The organism is Arcobacter sp. YIC-80, from assembly GCF_044841725.1.
GTDB lineage: Bacteria > Campylobacterota > Campylobacteria > Campylobacterales > Arcobacteraceae > Arcobacter_B.
This window is the reverse complement of the sequence record NZ_JBJBSI010000006.1, coordinates 73,734-91,940: the sequence shown is the minus strand read 5'-3', so window position 1 is coordinate 91,940 and position 18,207 is coordinate 73,734. Positions and strand designations below refer to the sequence as shown.

The 18,207-nt window shown below is 25.2% G+C and carries 18 protein-coding genes; 6 read left to right on the top strand and 12 right to left on the bottom strand.

All coding sequences use genetic code 11. The annotated features are described in order from the left end of the window. Positions 1–20: 20 nt before the first annotated feature. The 7 genes from ACH5BK_RS09455 to ACH5BK_RS09425 form a co-directional block, all read right to left on the bottom strand. Complete coding sequence (locus ACH5BK_RS09455; protein WP_404306742.1) at positions 21–1,616, bottom strand: cation:proton antiporter; 1,596 nt, start codon at positions 1,614–1,616, stop codon at positions 21–23. 55 nt (positions 1,617–1,671) lie between these two features. Beyond that, positions 1,672–2,004 carry a YraN family protein gene (locus tag ACH5BK_RS09450; RefSeq protein WP_404306740.1) on the bottom strand — a complete coding sequence of 111 codons (333 nt, stop codon included), beginning with the start codon at positions 2,002–2,004 and terminating at the stop codon, positions 1,672–1,674. A 6-nt stretch (positions 2,005–2,010) separates the two neighbouring features. Further along, positions 2,011–2,211, bottom strand: coding sequence for a sulfur carrier protein ThiS (thiS, locus tag ACH5BK_RS09445; RefSeq protein WP_404306737.1), 201 nt, complete (start codon positions 2,209–2,211; stop codon positions 2,011–2,013). A 2-nt stretch (positions 2,212–2,213) separates the two neighbouring features. Then, positions 2,214–2,879, bottom strand: coding sequence for a response regulator transcription factor (locus ACH5BK_RS09440; RefSeq protein WP_404306735.1), 666 nt, complete (start codon positions 2,877–2,879; stop codon positions 2,214–2,216). Then, on the bottom strand, positions 2,876–4,783 hold the full coding sequence (locus tag ACH5BK_RS09435; protein WP_404306733.1) for an FIST N-terminal domain-containing protein: 1,908 nt from the start codon (positions 4,781–4,783) through the stop codon (positions 2,876–2,878). The genes ACH5BK_RS09440 and ACH5BK_RS09435 overlap by 4 nt, the downstream gene beginning before the upstream one ends. Positions 4,784–4,886: 103 nt before the next feature. After that, positions 4,887–5,894 (bottom strand): SAM-dependent methyltransferase, encoded by a 1,008-nt coding sequence (locus tag ACH5BK_RS09430; protein ID WP_404306731.1) that lies wholly within the window; start codon positions 5,892–5,894, stop codon positions 4,887–4,889. A gap of 62 nt (positions 5,895–5,956) precedes the next feature. Then, complete coding sequence (locus ACH5BK_RS09425; protein WP_404306729.1) at positions 5,957–6,685, bottom strand: OmpA family protein; 729 nt, start codon at positions 6,683–6,685, stop codon at positions 5,957–5,959. Positions 6,686–6,809: 124 nt separating this feature from the next. On the opposite strand from ACH5BK_RS09425, the gene pyk reads away from it, so the two are divergent. Then, positions 6,810–8,252 carry a pyruvate kinase gene (gene pyk / locus ACH5BK_RS09420; protein WP_404306727.1) on the top strand — a complete coding sequence of 481 codons (1,443 nt, stop codon included), beginning with the start codon at positions 6,810–6,812 and terminating at the stop codon, positions 8,250–8,252. Positions 8,253–8,274: 22 nt separating this feature from the next. Here pyk and ACH5BK_RS09415 read toward each other — a convergent pair whose 3' ends face one another. The 3 genes from ACH5BK_RS09415 to ACH5BK_RS09405 are packed head-to-tail and all read right to left on the bottom strand — an operon-like array spanning position 8,275 to position 12,601. Beyond that, positions 8,275–10,233, bottom strand: a complete 1,959-nt coding sequence (locus tag ACH5BK_RS09415) for a cache domain-containing protein (protein WP_404306725.1) — start codon at positions 10,231–10,233, stop codon at positions 8,275–8,277. A 15-nt stretch (positions 10,234–10,248) separates the two neighbouring features. Further along, positions 10,249–11,439: a TolC family protein gene (locus ACH5BK_RS09410; protein ID WP_404306723.1), complete on the bottom strand. Its 1,191-nt coding sequence runs from the start codon at positions 11,437–11,439 to the stop codon at positions 10,249–10,251. Next, positions 11,417–12,601, bottom strand: a complete 1,185-nt coding sequence (locus ACH5BK_RS09405) for an aspartate aminotransferase family protein (RefSeq protein WP_404306721.1) — start codon at positions 12,599–12,601, stop codon at positions 11,417–11,419. The genes ACH5BK_RS09410 and ACH5BK_RS09405 overlap by 23 nt, the downstream gene beginning before the upstream one ends. A 140-nt stretch (positions 12,602–12,741) precedes the next feature. On the opposite strand from ACH5BK_RS09405, the gene ACH5BK_RS09400 reads away from it, so the two are divergent. The 3 genes from ACH5BK_RS09400 to ACH5BK_RS09390 all read left to right on the top strand — a co-directional run bounded on the left by ACH5BK_RS09400 (position 12,742) and on the right by ACH5BK_RS09390 (position 15,689). Beyond that, on the top strand, positions 12,742–13,620 hold the full coding sequence (locus ACH5BK_RS09400) for an aspartate carbamoyltransferase catalytic subunit (RefSeq protein WP_404306719.1): 879 nt from the start codon (positions 12,742–12,744) through the stop codon (positions 13,618–13,620). 11 nt (positions 13,621–13,631) lie between these two features. Next, positions 13,632–14,597, top strand: a complete 966-nt coding sequence (locus ACH5BK_RS09395; protein ID WP_404306717.1) for an aminodeoxychorismate synthase component I — start codon at positions 13,632–13,634, stop codon at positions 14,595–14,597. Positions 14,598–14,663: 66 nt separating this feature from the next. Continuing rightward, positions 14,664–15,689 (top strand): Cj0069 family protein, encoded by a 1,026-nt coding sequence (locus ACH5BK_RS09390; protein WP_404306715.1) that lies wholly within the window; start codon positions 14,664–14,666, stop codon positions 15,687–15,689. Positions 15,690–15,698: 9 nt separating this feature from the next. Here ACH5BK_RS09390 and ACH5BK_RS09385 read toward each other — a convergent pair whose 3' ends face one another. Next, a complete protein-coding gene (locus ACH5BK_RS09385; RefSeq protein WP_404306713.1) occupies positions 15,699–16,475 on the bottom strand; it encodes a hypothetical protein in 777 nt (258 codons plus the stop codon). Between the two features lie 68 nt (positions 16,476–16,543). Between ACH5BK_RS09385 and ACH5BK_RS09380 the strand changes: the two genes are divergently transcribed. Continuing rightward, complete coding sequence (locus ACH5BK_RS09380; RefSeq protein WP_404306711.1) at positions 16,544–17,104, top strand: aminotransferase class IV family protein; 561 nt, start codon at positions 16,544–16,546, stop codon at positions 17,102–17,104. Here the strand turns inward: ACH5BK_RS09380 and ACH5BK_RS09375 are convergent. Next, complete coding sequence (locus tag ACH5BK_RS09375; protein WP_404306709.1) at positions 17,086–17,727, bottom strand: transglutaminase-like cysteine peptidase; 642 nt, start codon at positions 17,725–17,727, stop codon at positions 17,086–17,088. The genes ACH5BK_RS09380 and ACH5BK_RS09375 overlap by 19 nt on opposite strands. A 42-nt stretch (positions 17,728–17,769) precedes the next feature. Between ACH5BK_RS09375 and ACH5BK_RS09370 the strand changes: the two genes are divergently transcribed. After that, positions 17,770–18,207: a hypothetical protein gene (locus ACH5BK_RS09370; RefSeq protein ID WP_404306707.1), complete on the top strand. Its 438-nt coding sequence runs from the start codon at positions 17,770–17,772 to the stop codon at positions 18,205–18,207.

The following is an 18,207-nucleotide window of genomic DNA, read 5'->3' as shown; positions in this document are numbered from 1 at the left end:
TCTATAAGAGATTTTTTCTCTTATAGACTTTTTTTCACAAGTAGTGAAGCTATTTTATTATGAGCGTGTACAAAATTTATAATGTTTAAATCCTCAAACTCTTTTTTCTCATGAAAATTATTGATTTTTAAAACAATATTTATATCTGGTCTATATTTTAAAATAGAATCACAAATTAGTCTTTTTTTATTTACATTATCTAAGGTAATTATAATACTTGAAGCTTCATCAGCTTTAAGAGATTCTAGTACCTGAACCTTTTCTAAGTGACCAAAATAAGCTTTATGTCCACTTTTTCTTGCATTTAAAACATGTCTTAGGTTATCTGAAATAATTACAAAAGGTATATTATTTACTTTTAATTTACTAGCTACTCTTTTCCCAAGATTTGAATAACCACAAACTATTGTATGGTTTTTTTCATTAATAGGTGTAATTTTATCAGACTCAAAATATTCTTGTGCAAAAACAGAAGCTATTTTATAAATATTATTCACTATAAAAGGTGTGATCATCATAGATAATACTGTAACTAAAATCAAAAATTTACTTAAATTTTCATCTAAAAGATTATTAGCAGAAGCTAAGGCAAAAACAGCAAAAGAGAACTCACCTATTTGACATAAAGCAAGTGCTGCTTTTACTGAGTCATTTTTGTTTGATTTTCTTTTTATTAAAAAATAAATAACTATTGCTTTTAAAAGTAATATTCCTAAAAAAATTAAAATTATATATATAATATTTTCAAAAAGATATATTAAATCAATTTTTGTACCAACAGTAAAAAAGAATGTCCCTAATAATAAATCTTTATATGAAGCAATATCTGATTCAACTTTTATATGATATTTTGTTTCAGCAATAATCATTCCAGCAATAAAAGCTCCAAGTGAATAAGTAAATCCCAACTCATGTGCTAAGATAGAAGCACCAAAAACAATAGATAAAACAGAACCTATAAAAAGTTCTTCAAGTCTTGCTTTAGTTGAAAATTGTAATAACCAATTAACTATCTTTTTACCTATTGTAAACATAAAAGTAATAATAACAATAGCTGCAAATGTTGTTTTTATAATTATTTCGTTAATAGCTAAGGTATCATTTGATAAAAAGCTAATTAGCAATAAAATAGGAATAACTGCTAAATCTTGAAAGATTAAAATGGCTGTTGTTTTTTCCCCATAAGGTGTATAAATATCTTTTGATTGTTTAAGATAAGTTAATACAATAGCTGTTGATGATAATGAAAATGCCAAAGAAATTATAACAGCAGAAATAGTTTCAATATTAAATAGAAATTTTGATATTAGAAATATTAATAATGCGCTTCCTGCAACTTGAAAAAAGCCATTTACAAAAAGAAGTTCTTTTATTTGTTTAAGCCTATTTATAGACATTTCAAGTCCAATAGTAAACATTAAAAATACAATACCAAATTCAGCTATTAAATTTAAAGCATCTAAATTATGATTTTTAGTTAAATTAAAAATAGAGCTTATTATAATACCTGTAGCAATATATCCAATGATATGTGAAATTTCAAATTTTTTTAAAATAATATTTAATATTGATGATATAGCTAATGATAAAAATAGTATAAATAGTATAGATTCCATGGTTATATTTTATCCAAAAGTATATTTTTTAACAAGAAATAATTGCTTATTTCTTTTACAATGTAATATTTTCTAAATGTTCAAGTTCATCTTCACATACTATTATTGCATCAATACAAAAAATTGGATTAATTTTTTTTGTTTGTATATAATAATCTATACTTCTTTTTAATTTTGATAGTTTATTTTTATGAATATTATTTATAGCAGTTTCATAATCAGGGGCAGATTTTACTTCACAGAAATGATAGACATTATTTTTTTTACAAATAATATCTATCTCTCCTAGTTTTTTAGCATAGAAATTTTGCTCTATTATTTTATAACCCTTATCTTCAAGAAAGCTAAGAGCTTTTTTTTCTGCAAAATCTCCTTTTTGCTTACTCATAAAAAATCATCCACCACCAACAAACTGTAATAGTTCAATTTTATCATCTTCTTTTGGAGTAAATGTATCCCAGTTGTCTTTTTTTACAATTTCCATATTCACAGCAGCAGCCATAACTTTATCTTCAATTTTTAATGATGTGATTATATCTTGTAGTGTTGAATTAGTAGCAAAATTTTTTGTTTCACCATTCACAATTAAATTCATATTTAAACCTTCTCTTTTTCGTATTCAATCATATATCCAAGACCTCTAACATTTGTAATAAAATCTTCTTTTAAAGATTTTTTTACTCTATTAACTTCTGCTCTAATAGTGGCATTATCAATTTCGTCATTCCAAACAAATTCTCTAAACATGTCATAATTTACAACAGAGTTTTTAAATTTTGTTAAAAGTTGAATAATTTGTATTTGTCTCTTTGTTAAACTTTGAACTTCGTTATTATACAAAAGAGTTAAGGTATTTGGGTTAAATGTATAAGAATTTGATAATTTTTTATCTTTTTGTGGTAACATTTTTGCTTGAGCTATCTTATCAATTCTTAGTGATAACTCTTTTAAATGAAAAGGTTTTTTTAAATAATCATAACAACCAAGTTCAAAAGCTCTTGAAATATCTTCGATATCTATAAGTGCAGATATATAAATAGTAGGAGTTACCTTATTCCTTTCATGCAAGAATTCTAAAACTTCAAAGCCATTTATATCTGGAACATTTATATCTAAAATAAGTAAATCAAAGCTTTCTTCTTCAAGAATTCTAAGGCAATTATTTCCATCTCTTGCTGTTCTAACCTCATATTTTCTACTTTGTAAAAATTCAGTTATTGCTCTGTTTAGCATTACATCATCTTCTAATAGTAAGATTCTCATATTATTTCTCTTTCCTTAAAAAGATATCTAAATGAAGTAAAGTATTCATTCGAATCTATTTTAATATCAATATTTTCTTCGTCACAAATTCTTTTGACTAAACTTAGTCCTAATCCAAAACCTTTTTTAGTTGATGTCTCTCTATAATACTCTTTGAATATTTTTTCTGGATATTGAATGTATTGAGAACAACTTGAGATAACTAGGGCATAGTTTTCTTTTTCCTTTTTTAATGAGATATAAATATTTGAATTTTCTTCTGTATATTTAATAGCATTTGTCAAATTATTATCAATAATTCTTTGAAGTTTCGTTTCATTAAATTCAAAATTTAAAGAGTTTTTTTCACTAAAAAATTTAATCTCTGAGCCAATTTGTTTTGCAGATTGGTAGAAAAAATCAATTCTAGAACGAATAAAATCCACTAAATCTATTTTTTTTCTAGGATATAAAACTTGATCTTTTTTTACTAAATAACTTAAATCATCATAAATATTAAAAATATTTTTTAATGCAACTTCAATTGTTGATAGGTAATTATTTTTACCATATTGCATTTCAAAAAGCTCAATATTACTCATAATTACAGACAAGGGTGTATTTGTTTCATGTACAGCATGTCTTAAAAATATTTTTTGAGATGTTAAAAGCATCTGTGAGTTTATTTTTTCAAGTTCTAATTTTCTTGATTGCTCATCGTGATCTTTTGATGAAGCTTCTATTAGATGAGTTAAAGTTTTAATATTTCTTGTATAAAAATCATCTTGTTTATTTGTATCTTTTAGAGTATTAATCGAAAAATTATTTCGATGAGGGTTTTCACTTAATGAAATAACTGTAAAAGTTTGATTTAAAAGTTTTGCCTTTTCATCTTCATAAAAGAATTCACCATTTGCAAAAAAACCACAAGTATTAGTTATATTTGCGTAAGCTTTGCTTTCTTGAGAGATTAAATGAGGCATATATCTTCTTCTTGCTAAACATGAATATATAAAAAAGCTTTCAGTATTTGTAAAATTTTTTAGATCTTTAATAATTGGTTTTTTTAAAATTACCTCAGCATTCCCAAATCCAAATTTAACTTTGTCTTTATTTTTTATATTTCCAGTGTATTGAAAGCTTCCATCTTTATTTATTTTCATTAAAGCTCTTGCTTTAAATTTTTTATTATCTTTTATTAAAAGAGGAAAAGTAGTTGCACTCTCAGGAAGAGTTTTATGTATATTTGAACCTAAGTATTTTCTATAAAAGTCACTTACGTTTAAATTATTTATCTCATATACTTTATTATTAGTTGATTTTGTAACTTCATGCTCAATTCCAATTGAAGACCAATTAAATCTAAAATCATTTTTTACTTCTAAGATATCTGAATTTAAAGATACTCCAACTGCTGAGCTTTTGTATATTTTATCTTCACAAGATACATAAGTGTTTTTATACTTTCCATTATCTGCTGCCATAGCTCCACAAATTATAATATCTTTACTTACACTATTTATACCATTTAAAAAATCTTCAGCATTAATATTTAAAGAGTTTGTAAAAAGTATTAAAAGTTTTGTATTATCAACTATTAGTTTTTCTGCTAATTCTACGCCTTTATTATAAGAGTTCTTATTTGTACTAATAGCAGCTTTAATAAAAGTATTTTCAAAAACAGAAATAGAAACAATAGTTGATTTTGTAAATACTTCTTTTTCATAGATTTCTCCATCAGAAGAACTTCCTATACAAATTGCATTTGGTAATTGTTTTTTTATATAATTAAGAGTTTTTTGAAAGTGTTCTTTATTGTTTCCACAAAAAACTTGTATTAAAACATTTTTATAGTCTTGAAAAAATTTAAAATCAATTTCTTCTTTAGAACATTTATTATCTATTTTGAAGTTATAGGTTCTCATACGAAATTATAACAAATTAAGATTTACAAGATTTAAAATATAATAAAAAAAAACTCAATGAATAAAATTTGTAACTAATTGACATAATAAAGTATAATATAATCTACTTTGTTATGTTTAAAACTTTAAATCTATCACCCATTCCTGTTGGTTCAAGTAAAACTTTAACTTTTTGAGTTTCTCTTAAATAGGTATTTTCATCAACATTTACTTTTAATATTTCTAATAAATCTAAAATACCAAATTCTACAAGGAATTTTAATTGAGTATTAAAACTAGCTTTCTTTATATTTTGCTCTTCAAATAAATCTTGCAGGTAATTAAAATGAACATCATAAGTAATATCACTTTTTTTAAAAAGTTGCTTTAAATTTATTTCTTCTTCAAAAATAGGGTAAACATTATGTTTTTCATAAACTCTTGTAGAAAAATCATTTCTTGGATATTTATCTCCGTAGTCAAAAGTTATAAATTCAAAAGATTGTATATTTTTACATAATATTTCAACAAAGTTTTTATAATCTAAACAAACCTCACCTTTTTCAATATTATATTTTTCACAGTGTTCAAGTAGTTTTAAATCTGAACAGTCTTCAAATTTTATTTTGTGATTATCTACTATTGCATTTTGTAAAATACCATCTTTATTTGTATATACTAAATCACAAGCAAAGGCATCAAAAATTTCATTTGCTACTATAAAAGCAGTTTCAAGTTTTACTTCACTTATATCATTATAGTGTTTTAGTTTTATTATATCTCCAAAAGATTCTTGAATATATTTTTTTTGTTGAGTTTGTAAATTTTCAAACCTTTCAACTATCGCAAAGTTTAAAGTATTTAATAATTCAGGCTTTAAGGTATAAATAAATTGAATTATATCAGCAAATAAATATCCATGATGTGCACCAATTTCAACTAAAGTAGTATTCTTTGGAATAATATTTTTTTCAATAGAATCAATTAGTTTGTTTGCTATTGTTCCACCAAAAAAAGAACTTGTAGAAACAGATGTGAAAAAGTCACCTTCTTTTCCTATTTGTTTATAGTTTGAATAATATCCATTTTTCCCATATAGCCAGTCATTAAAGTAGTCATTAAATCTAATCATAAAAGTATTGTATCTAAAAGTTTATTTGAAGATGAAATGATAAATAGAAGTAAAACTTCTATTTATTTACAAGTATCAATTACAGCACTTGCATTAGAATATAAAAATACTTCAACTCTTCTATTTAAAGCCATATTTGTAGAGTTTGTGTTAGGTGCTACAGGTTTTGAAAAAGAACAACCTTTTGAGAAGATTTGGTTTTTAACTCCTGAGTTATAGATAGTATTACCTACATTTGTAGCTCTTTTTTCAGATAATGTTTTATTATATTGATATGTTCCTCTACTATCTGTATGTCCTACAACTTGAACTATTGTATTTGGATATTTTTGTAAAACACTATTTACTTTCGCTATTTTATTTTTAGCACTTTGTGTTGGTATTGAAGAGTTTGTAGCAAACATCATATCATCTCTAAACATGATTTTTACATAGTTATCTGTATGGGATACTATTAAGTCTTGGCTTGGATCAAGTACTGCATTTGGATTATTATTTACAGTTGTATTTAAACTATCTGCAACTTCTTTTGCTTGTTGATCCATTCTATATCCAATATATCCACCAATAGCAGCCCCTGCAAGAGCACCAACAGTTTTATTTCTACTTTTGCTTCCTCCTCCAATATTGTTACCAAGTGCAATACCAGCTAAGGCACCAATTGTTGTACCTATTATTGCTCTTTGATTATTGTCTATCGTTTGATTTCCTGTTGAACCTGATGTACATCCACTAAGTAATGCTATAGCTGCAAGAGATGATACAAAAGTTTTTAAATTAAAATATTTCATTTTGAAACCTTTATTTTTGATATTAATATTTTAACATATCAAGTGTGAAATAATTGTGTTATAAAACGTAATTAATATGTAATTAAATTTTGATATAATATTCTTACGAAAAAAAGGAGAAACTGTGGAAAAAAGAACAAGAATTTTGGCAACATTAGGGCCATCAAGCCATAGTATTGAAGTAATTGAAGGTTTAATAAAAGCAGGTGCTAATATGTTTAGATTAAACTTTTCTCATGGAAGTCATGAATACCATAAAGAAACTATTGATAATATTAGAACAGCAATGAAAAACCTAGATAGAACAGTAGGTATTTTACAAGATATTTCAGGTCCAAAAGTTAGAATCGGAGATTTAAAAGAACCTTTTGAATTACATAGAGGAGATATCATAACTTTTTTAAAAGAAGAGATAGTTGGATATAAAGAAGCTGATAAAAAATATGTAGTATCAATAAACTATCCAGATATTTTAGCAAAGGTTAAAGTAGATGAGTATATTTACTTATATGATGGAACTATTAGAGCAAAAGTAATTAGTACAGGTGATGAGGTAAAAGCAAAAATTGAAAATCACGGTATTTTATCTTCAAGAAAAGGGGTTAATTTCCCAAATACTGTAATAGATATTGATGTTATTACTCAAAAAGATGAAAAAGATATTGCTTGGGGTGTTGAGAATCAAGTTGATTATTTTGCTATTTCTTTTGTTCAAAATGCAAAAGATATGAAAAAAGCTAGAAAACTTCTAAAAGGTTATAAAGGTAAATTAATAGCAAAAATTGAAAAATTTGATGCTGTTGAAAATATAGATGAAATTATTGAAGCATCTGATGGATTGATGGTAGCAAGAGGTGATTTAGGAATTGAAGTACCTTATTATGATGTTCCAACTATTCAAAAAATGTTAATCAAAAAAGCAAATAGCGTAGGAATGCCTGTAATTACTGCAACGCAAATGCTTTTATCTATGACTCATAATGAAAGAGCAACAAGAGCAGAAATTTCAGATGTAGCAAATGCAGTATTAGATGGAACAGATGTTGTTATGCTTAGTGAAGAAAGTGCTGTAGGAGAAGATCCTATAAATGTTGTTGATACAATGAGTAATATTATCGCAAGAACAGAAGATATTTATAATTTTGACAAACAATCTAAATTTGATTATTTAGATCATTTTGATGTAATTCAAGCAACTGTTACTAGACTTGCTGATGATTTAGGTGCAAAAGGAATTTTAGCCTTAACAAGTTCTGGTAAATCAGCTATTAAGATGTCAAGATACAGACCTAGAACACCAATTTATGCATTTACACATAAAAGAAAGGTTTTATCATCATTAACAGCAATTTGGGGTGTAAGACCTGTAGATACAATAAAAGAAGGGCAGGCTTCTAAAATGTTCCAAAAAATGTTAAAGGCTTTAGATTCAAAAGGTTTACTTGATAAAAGTGAAACTTATGTAGCAACTGTTGGTTATCCAGTTGGAATGCCAGGAAGTACAAATACTATTAAAATTTTAACTCCATCAGAAATTGAATATTATTTAAATTTTAAAAGTAAGTAAGGTAAAAAGAGTTTATCTCTTTTTACTTATTATCTATTATTATTCTCATTAATGTACCTTTATAGGTCTTATCTTTATATTTAAAATTAATATTTTTAACATCTATTTGTCCTTGTATATGATTTACTATTATAGTTCTTGTCATATATAAGCCTATACCTGTACCTTGTGCTTGAAATTTTGTCGTAAAGTAAGGTTCAAAAATTTTATCAATAATATCTTTTTTTATTCCCCCACCATTATCTAATATTTCAATATAAACCTTTTCATTCTTTATATATGATTTTATTTTTATAATTTTTATATCTAAGTTTTTTTCTACTAAAGCATCTTTTGAATTATTTAGTATATTTAATATAGCTTGGGTTAATTCATTTTCTAAGGCATAAATTTTAATATTTTCTTTTATATCTACTTCAATAATAATCTCTTTATTTTTAAAACTTGCAGACATTAGGTTTATTACTTTTTTTATAATATCTTTTACAAAAAAGCTTTTTTTTACTTTGTCTTTTTTAAAAAAACTTCTAAAGTCTTCTATTGTCTGAGATAAATGCTTAGTATTTGAAACTATGGAGTCTAAATTTTTATAAAGTTTTTCTTTATTTAAAGTGTTTAATTCATCTTCAAATTTTGTTCCAGATGCGATAGTACAAATTGTTGATAAAGGCTGTCTCCATTGATGTGCAATGTTTCCTATCATTTCCCCCATAGAAGCTAGTTTTGATTGTTGATTTAAAATATCATCAGCTCTTCTTATTTCTAATACTTGTTTTTTTACTTTAGATTCTAAAGATTCATTTAGTTTCTTTAACTTTAAATTATTTTTAAGAAGTTCTTTTTCATAAATATTAAATTGTGTATCAATTTTTCTTGAAATAAAAATAAGTATAAGAATAAGGAATAAACTAATAATTGTAGATATAATTATAATCTTATTTTTTGTAACTCTAACTTCTTTTTTTAATTCACTTTTTTTTCTTTCTAACTCTTCTTGAATGGTAAGTGTATATTGACCTGTTCCAAGAATTAAATCAAAATTTGGTACTTTTTTTACAAAAGAAATTTTTTCAGATAAGTTTTTAGAAATATTATGGCTAGTTGGTGTGTAGTTTAAAAATGAACCATTTTTATTAATAGCTTTTTTTAGTACAATATCTACAACTTTTTTTTCTATTTGTGAAAGTTCTTCATATTTTTTCCCTACAAAAGTTTTATTTATATGTGAAAGTGTTGTTCCTTTTGAATTTATGGCAAAAATATATTCATCTTTTTTAAATCTAATACTATCAATAATACTAAGTATTTGTTTTTTGATTTTTTTATTAATATCTTCTTTATATCTTGCTGTACCTATATATACCCCTAAAGGTTTAAATAGTTTTATATACCCAAGTTTTTCTCCAACTTTATTTGTTTGCGGTTTATGCCAATGCCAAGTAATAAAACCAGATTCTTTTGTTAGGGCAATATTTCTAAACTCTTGTATAAAATATTTACCCTCTACATCTTGAAGTTTAGTAAGAATTTTACCTTCATGTGAAGGTGTTTGAGGTTGCATAATTACTTTATCTTTTAAATCAATTAAAAAATAATAACCACTTAAATTAGCATAAAATCTTTGTTCTCTTAAATTTTTTTTTATTTTTTCTAGGATGAATTCTTTAGGTTTATCTTGATATTGTTTGTATATTTGACTCATTGTTTCATAAGCTATATTTACAATGTTTTTAATATCTTTTTTTTCTTCAATTTTATTTAGTTCAACTTGTGTTTGAATTAAAGTAATAGTTCTATTGATTCGGTTTTTAATTCGGTTTTTAATTTCTTTTATATGCTTTTTTTTAGTATCTTCAATCTCTTCAACTAGTTTTTTATTTTCATAAGAAATAAATTCATAAGTTAAAATAGAAGAAGTTAAAATTACAGCTACAATGGGAAGTATTATAATCCAATAAGTAATATAGTTTAGTTTTTTCATAAACTTCCCTTTTGTTTAGAAAATTTTAGCGTACATATCCAAAAGAATAATTTGTTTATCTATTTTATAAATTTTTTCGTCTAAAAATTTAATATCTCTGGAGTTTTTAAGTGTATCATAATCACTTTGGGTTTTAATCTGAGCTTCTTTTTCTTCTTTAATAATCTTTAAAATAGAATTATAAAGAGCTAAATCTTCTTTAGTAATTTTTAATCTTTCGTTTAACATATTAAGTTTATCTATTTTTGTTTTAAAAAAACTTTTTTCATCATCAATCTTATTTTTTAGATTTAATTTAGACTTTAAATATTCAATTCTTTTACTTTCTATATCATTGAAAGCTCTTGAGTCAAGTGGCATACTAATTGATAAACCATAAGTTTGTTCATTTGTTTGACCTGCTTTTGGCTTTCCATCTGTATAATGTGTTTTAGAATAGTTATAAAAGACATTTACACTTGGTAAATATCTAGCCATAGTCATATATGAATAGTTTTTATTTTTTTCAATAGAGGCTTTTGCTTTATCAAGTTCTATATTCTTTTCTAAGAACTCTTTTTTTGAAATTAGTTCAAAGTTAGGAAGTTTAAATTGTTTATAATCTCCTGCAGCAATATTATTAAAACTATTTATAAGCTCTTGTTTTTGATATTTTAAATCAACTAAAGTATGTTTTGAACTATTTAAAGTAAGTAGGGCATTATCTAAAAATGAACTATCTAAAAAGCCATTTAAAACCTGTTCTTTTTTTCTAGTTACATCTATTTTTGCATTTGCTAAAGTTAGTTTTGTTTTTTGAATATTCAAATCTAGCTTCTTTATTTGGAAAAGTAAATTTAAAGCATCTTTTATTAAAAGCTTTCTTTGTTGTTGTATTTGAAGATTAGAATATTTATATGTTGAGTTAGCATATTTAATTGCTTGATAAATCCCACCACTTTGAAAAATAGGCTGATTGATAGATATTAAAGATGTTTCACCTTTATAATCATCACCTAAATTTTTTTTGTACTGCAAAGTTATGGGATTTATCCAATCTTTTTTTAATTTTGCACTATCTTCTTTTGCTTGTTTTTCATCTAATGTAAAAGTCTTTTTTCTACTGTCTGATAAAATCTCTTCATCAAAACTACTATTTGCTAATAAATTTACACCAATTAAACTACATAAAAGTAGTTTAATTTTATTTGATTTTAGAAAGTGCATTTTCAAGCCTTTTAAATCCTTCATTAATTTCTTCTTTTGAAATAGTTAAAACAGGTAACATTCTTAAAGTATTTTTACCAGCTCTTAAAACTAATAAACCTTCATTAAATGCTTCTTTTATAATAGAAGCTAGGGTATTGGCATCTTTTACTCTAAGCCCTCTCATAAGTCCTAATCCAACACTATGTGTGAAGATATCTTTATTTGCTTCATAAATTTCATTTAATTTATCTTGAAAATAAATGATTGTTTCATCTAATTTACCTGAATCTTTGTAGTTATCTAAAATTTCTAATACTTTCAATGAAGCAGCACAACTTAAATAGTTACCTCCAAAAGTAGAACCATGATCCCCATAAGTAAATAAATCTTTATGTTTTGTTACAACTGCCCCAATTGGAACACCTCCACCTAAACCTTTTGCCATTGTAATAATATCAGGCTCAATTTCATAAAGATTTGTTGCTAAGAATTCTCCTGTTCTATAAGCTCCTGTTTGAACTTCATCAATAATAAGTAAAATTCCTTGCTCTTTTAAAAATTTTGCTAATTCTTGTATCTCTTTTTTATCAAAAGGTTGAACTCCACCTTCTCCTTGAACAAGTTCTATCATAACAGCTACTGTTTCATTATCAATAGAGTTATAAATATCTTCAATCTTATCATTATATAAAAAACCATCTGGATATGGAGAAAAGCTTGGTGTGTGCATAGAGCTTTGACCTGTAGCTTTTACTGTTGTAATTGTTCTTCCATGAAAAGAGTGTTCTAATGTGATAACTTTATATCTTTTGTTATCAAAATTTGTTTCACCATATTTTCTTGCTAATTTAATAGCTCCTTCATTTGCTTCAGCTCCACTGTTTGCAAAAAAAGTTGCTACATCCATCCCTGATAATTTAGCAATTTTTTCACCTAATTTTGCTTGTGGTTCAATAGCAAAAAGGTTTGAAATATGAGTAATATTACTTACTTGCTCATAAATGGCATTTGCTACTTCTTTGTTTCCATGACCTACTGAAACAACACCTATACCTGATGTGAAATCTATATAGTCTTTATCATTTTCATCAAATAAAGTTGCATTTATACCTTTTTTAAAGTTTACATAGTTTCTTGCATAAGTTTGAAGTACATAATCTTTATCTAATTGTTCTATCATTTTTTTTCCTAAATACTTTATAAATTAGAAAAGATTATATCAAAATAATTTAAACGATATGTTAACAATTGCTTTTGAAAAGACTATTTTTTCTTTAAACTCAATTTGGGTAAAATAAAAACTAAAATTAAAGGGAAAAAATGCAGCATTTAATCAGGACTTCTGATTTTTCTAAAGAAGAGATTTTAAGTTTATTTAACGACGCAAGAGAGTTTTTAAAGTTTGAATACAATGAAACTTTAAAAGGAAAACTTATAGTTACTTTGTTTTTTGAGAATTCAACTAGAACTAGGAGTTCTTTTGAAATAGCGGCTAAAAGACTTGGTGCTGAGGTTGTATCTTTGGATGTTGGAACTTCTTCAACTTCAAAAGGTGAAACAATCTTTGATACAGTTGCTAATATTAATGCGATGAAACCAGATGCTTTAATCATAAGACATTCTGAATGTGGACTTCCTGATAAACTAATTGATTTTGTAGACTGTCCTATTTTAAATGCAGGAGATGGAAAACACGCTCATCCTACACAAGCACTATTAGATATGTTTACAATACATGAACACTTTGAAGGTCAAACTGATGGTAAAAAAATTGCTATCGTTGGTGATGTAAGAACTTCAAGAGTTGCAGGTTCAAATAAAAGATTATTACCAAAATTTGGTATTGATGTTTGTTTTGTATCTCCTGAATGTTTTAGATATGAAGGTAATGATTTTGAAACATATACAAGTTTAGATGATGTAATTGATGATGTAGATATTATTATGAGTTTAAGAACTCAGTTAGAAAGACACAACCAAGTATATTTTGAGTCTTTAAATGAATATGCAAAAGATTTCTGTATTACAAGTGAAGTAATGGGAAATAGAGATATTTTATTATTACATCCAGGTCCTGTAAATAGAAATGTAGATATTTCAGATGAAATGCTAAAAGACCCTAGAAATAAAGTATTAGAACAAGTTACAAATGGTGTTGCTATTAGAATGGCTGCACTTAAAAAACTAGTTTTACAATAAAAAAGTAGAAATTGAATAAAAAACTAATTGAAGAAGAAATAAATAAATATGGCTCATTAAATGAGCCATTTTTTTTTACAATATCTTATGACTTTACAAAATTCTACATAAATAAAATTTCTACCTTACCTAATAGAATAAAGTTTGAAATTAATTCAAAAAGTAAGAATAAGAATAAACATCAAACAAAAGTAGAAAAATATCCAATATCTTTTAAAGAGTATAAAGAAAAATTTGATTTTTTACAAAATCAAATAAGAGAAGGAAATACATATCTTTTAAATCTTACTGCTAAAACAAAAATAAAAACCAATTTTTCTCTTGATGAAATATATGAGAAAGTAGATGCAAAATTTAAGTTAAGATATAAAAATAAAGATGATAACTTTGTTTGTTTTTCTCCTGAAAGATTTGTAAAAATAAAAAAAAATAAAATCTATACCTATCCGATGAAAGGAACTATTGATTCAAGTATATCTAATGCAAAAGCCAAAATCTTAGGTGATATAAAAGAAATGGCTGAACATACTATGGTAGTTGACTTATTAAGAAATGACTTAGGAGTTGTGGCTTCAAAAGTTAGAGTAGATGAGTTTAGATATATTGATAAGATAAATGCTGGGAATAAAAAACTTTTACAAGTTAGTTCTAAGATATCTGCAAATTTAGAAGAAAATTGGCAAAAAAAACTAGGAACAATAATAACCTCGATGCTTCCTGCTGGATCAATAACAGGAACTCCAAAGAAAAAGACAATTGAACTTTTAAAAGAAATAGAAGGTTATGAAAGAGATTTCTATACAGGTATTTTTGGAGTGTATGATGGTGAAAACTTTGATAGTTCTGTAATGATAAGATTTATAGAAGAAGATAAAAATAATAATCAATACTATAAAAGTGGTGGTGGAATAACTTGTGATTCTAATGCCAATTTAGAGTATGAAGAGCTACTTGACAAAATATATTTACCTTTTTAAATTGTAACTTTAATGTAATCAAATAATTTTATAATCTTATTTATATTTTAAATAGGATAGTAATAAATGAAAAAAGCAGATACAGTTTTTATTATTGAGTATCAAAAGGGTAGTGATAAAGGTTTTGATGGTTTTAGACCGGATACTAAACCAATTTTAAGAGCAATAGAAGAAGTTACTTCTTTTAAAACTGAAATTGTATTTTTTAAGCCAAATAAAAAATATCAATTATTAGAGTATTTAAAACAAAATGCTTTTGCTGTAATCTCAAGGATTAACCCTGGAAATTTGAAACAAGTTGATGAATATTTCCAATTTTTAAAAGCTTTAGGGGATAGTGGTGTTGAAATTCATACTCACCCTGATGTTATGATTAATTTAGATTTTAAAGATATCTTAGCAAAATTAAAAGGTAGTGTTTTAGGTGATGATGAATCATATTTTTACCATAACTTTCCTGATTTCGCATCAAAATTTCCAGCTGATTTAAAAAAACATGGAATAAGAGTTTTAAAAACAAATTATGGTTCAACAGGTGAAGGTGTTTATCTTGTACGACAACAAGAAGATGGTTCGATTATTTCCACAGAAGCTGTAAATAATGAAAAATTCTTTTTTGATGATATTCATGAGTTTATCTCAAAATTTGAGAAGAACTTTGAAGATGATAGTGAGTATGCTGAATATTTCCAAGGAAAAGTAGGGTTTGTTGGTTGTAGATATTTAGAAAGAATTAAGGAAGGTGAAATAAGAGTTTTATTAGTAAATGATAAACCAATTTCTGTAGTACATAAGAAACCTCAAGAAGGTCAATTCTCTGCAACACTTTTTTCTGGTGCTAAATATAAATACGAATCGCCAGATGAACCTAAATGGAAAGATGTAATTGATTTAACTAAAGAAGGTTTAGAAGTTTTAAAACCATATCTAAGAGGTCAAAACTATCCATTGTTATGGACTATGGATTATATTTTAGATTATAATAAAGATGGGTCTGATAAATATGTATTATCAGAGATTAATTGCTCTTGTGTTGGAATTACTAGTGAACTTCAATACTCAAAAGATGTAGCACAAGTGTTTGTAAAGTAAAAGAAGTCTTTAGGCTTCTTTACTCCAAAGCTTTAAAAAGCTTATAATATCATCTTTTACATAGATATTAGAAGTGATATCATGTTTAGTTTGAGGTAGTATTATAACCTTTGCATTTTTATATTTTCTTAGAGCTTTTGTACAGTGTCCTTCCACATCATAATTTTTTGTAGGATTTGCACTATTTGAAAAATATTCATCATGTGTTCCAATGATATTTAAAATAGGTTCATTTTTATTTGCACCTATTTCAAAATTTTTTGAATAGTATGAGTTTTCACAAGAGTATGCAGTTATAATTCTACCTTTAAACTCTCTTCCTTTAAATGAAGCTACGGCTAAACCACCTTCTGAATTACCCATTAAGAATATATTTTTTATATCTATAAAGCTTATATTTTGAAGTTTTTGTAAGTTGTGGTGTATTTCTGCTTGTCTAAACTTATGAACTTTTTCGTAATTTTTAAGTTTTGTAGGTGTTTCATACGTTGGTCTATTTTTTACTTTAAACGAATTAGGACAAAAGAAAATAAAATTTGCTTTTTCAACAATCCATTTTCTATAAATAACACCCTTATTTAATCCAGCAGATCCATGTAAAAATAAAACTGTAGGAATTTTATTTTTTGCTTTAAAGTTTGGATATAGTTTTTTAAAATTTTGAAGTGTACCAAAATAGTGTTCTTTTAAGCCACCAAAACCTTTTGGAATACCTATAAAAGCATATTTATATGTATTATCAAAATCTTTAAAACTATTAATAATCTTCTGATATTTCTTTTGCATGAGAAGCCTTAAAATAAAGTTTAGCTATTATATCTTTTAAATTTAAATTGATTATAAAAGAAGAAAAAGTGTATTTTGAAACTATTAAGTGTGATGATTTTGAAGTTTTTAACTTAGAGTATCATCAAGAAAGAATTGCTAAAACAGTTGGTTTAAATATAAATTTAAGTGAATATATATATCCTTTATCAAATAAACTTTTAAGATGTAAATTAATATATGATGAGTCAGGTGTTTTAGATGTAAACTATTTTGAGTATAAGAAAAAAGATATAAAAACTTTTAAATTAGTTTATGATGAAAATATAGACTACTCAAAAAAATATCTAAATAGAGAAAAACTAGATGAATTATGTGCTAAAAAAGATAATTGTGATGAAATAATCATTGTTAAAGATGGATTTATAACAGATACTTCCATTGCTAATATAGCAATTTTTTATGATAATAGATGGATAAGTCCAAAAAAACCTTTACTAAAAGGTACAACAAGAGCAAGACTTATATCACAAGGAAAACTATATGAAAAAGATATAAGTATCCAGATGCTTCAAAAGTGTGAAAAGTTTGCTTTAATGAATGCAATGATAGATTTTGACGAACTTGAGATTTATTCGTTTTTTTCATAAACTCTTATAAGGAGTTTTTGCCATTTATTTTCATTTCCCCAATTTATTTTTACTTTTTTAGTAAAACCATCTTTTGTAAATTTATAAGCATCTATTTCATTAAATGCAAATTGGGGAATTAGTTTTTTCCTTTTGTTAAAAGGAATTACTTTAAAACTAAGATTATCTAAAACAAGAGGGCTTTTCTTTTTATCTTCTACATAAAGTAATACCATGTGATAATCTCGTTCACCTTTTACTTTTACAACTGCAAAATAAAGATTTTTCTTTTTAATGCCAAGTTCTAGTAGTGTGAAATATTTACTTATAACATAATCTTCACAATCCCCATGACCTTGTATTAGAAACTCTTTAGGAGTTGCCCAATAATCAATTGATGAATTTGCTTTAATATCATGTTTTGGTAGAATTTTATTAAAGAAAGCATTTATATGTGAAAGTTTTCTAATTAAAGTATAATCAACAACTTCCTCTTTTAAAGTCTTGTACTTTTTCAATCTATTCACTATAAAAGATTGTTTTTTTGATTCTTGAATATATTTAATATCATCTTTATTTAGTTTAAACTCATAAGCAAAAGTAATATTATAAAGTATTAAAATAAGCAAAAATATTCGTTTCATAGGTTATAATACCACTAAAATTTTAAAATGGATATTAATAGAATGATAAATAATATAATAGAAGATGTAAATTATAAAAACTTAGTACAAAAACAAGTGTTTGAAACAATAAAGTTTCTTTTAGAAAAAAATCAAGAGTTTTCAATAACAGCAAATATTGAACCAATTGAGTTTAACCCAGCTTTACCAAACTCTATAAAAGAACAACTTCAAAAATTTTCACTTTTTATTTTAAGTAATTATACATATACAACAATAGAGTTAACAAATGATTCTATAAGTTTTGAAGCAGGTTTTGGAAGTGAAAATTTTGGTTCAGTTGTTAAGATACCACTTCATAGTGTATTTCAAATAGTTGTTGATGAATCAATTTTATATATTAATTCAGTGGCAACTGTTGATAAGTTTAACAAGGATCCTAAAGAAAAATCAATGAATATTTTTAAAAATAATCCAAATAATAAAAAGTTTGATAAGTAG

Coding starts and splice junctions, on each gene's coding strand:
- ACH5BK_RS09400 (WP_404306719.1), top strand. CDS start 12,742: ATGCAGCATTTAATCAGGACTTCTGATTTTTCTAAAGAAGAGATTTTA.
- ACH5BK_RS09375 (WP_404306709.1), bottom strand. CDS start 17,727: ATGAAACGAATATTTTTGCTTATTTTAATACTTTATAATATTACTTTT.
- ACH5BK_RS09410 (WP_404306723.1), bottom strand. CDS start 11,439: ATGCACTTTCTAAAATCAAATAAAATTAAACTACTTTTATGTAGTTTA.
- ACH5BK_RS09415 (WP_404306725.1), bottom strand. CDS start 10,233: ATGAAAAAACTAAACTATATTACTTATTGGATTATAATACTTCCCATT.
- ACH5BK_RS09430 (WP_404306731.1), bottom strand. CDS start 5,894: ATGATTAGATTTAATGACTACTTTAATGACTGGCTATATGGGAAAAAT.
- ACH5BK_RS09435 (WP_404306733.1), bottom strand. CDS start 4,783: ATGAGAACCTATAACTTCAAAATAGATAATAAATGTTCTAAAGAAGAA.
- ACH5BK_RS09405 (WP_404306721.1), bottom strand. CDS start 12,601: ATGATAGAACAATTAGATAAAGATTATGTACTTCAAACTTATGCAAGA.
- thiS (WP_404306737.1), bottom strand. CDS start 2,211: ATGAATTTAATTGTGAATGGTGAAACAAAAAATTTTGCTACTAATTCA.
- ACH5BK_RS09370 (WP_404306707.1), top strand. CDS start 17,770: ATGATAAATAATATAATAGAAGATGTAAATTATAAAAACTTAGTACAA.
- ACH5BK_RS09455 (WP_404306742.1), bottom strand. CDS start 1,616: ATGGAATCTATACTATTTATACTATTTTTATCATTAGCTATATCATCA.
- ACH5BK_RS09390 (WP_404306715.1), top strand. CDS start 14,664: ATGAAAAAAGCAGATACAGTTTTTATTATTGAGTATCAAAAGGGTAGT.
- ACH5BK_RS09425 (WP_404306729.1), bottom strand. CDS start 6,685: ATGAAATATTTTAATTTAAAAACTTTTGTATCATCTCTTGCAGCTATA.
- ACH5BK_RS09385 (WP_404306713.1), bottom strand. CDS start 16,475: ATGCAAAAGAAATATCAGAAGATTATTAATAGTTTTAAAGATTTTGAT.
- ACH5BK_RS09440 (WP_404306735.1), bottom strand. CDS start 2,879: ATGAGAATCTTACTATTAGAAGATGATGTAATGCTAAACAGAGCAATA.
- ACH5BK_RS09450 (WP_404306740.1), bottom strand. CDS start 2,004: ATGAGTAAGCAAAAAGGAGATTTTGCAGAAAAAAAAGCTCTTAGCTTT.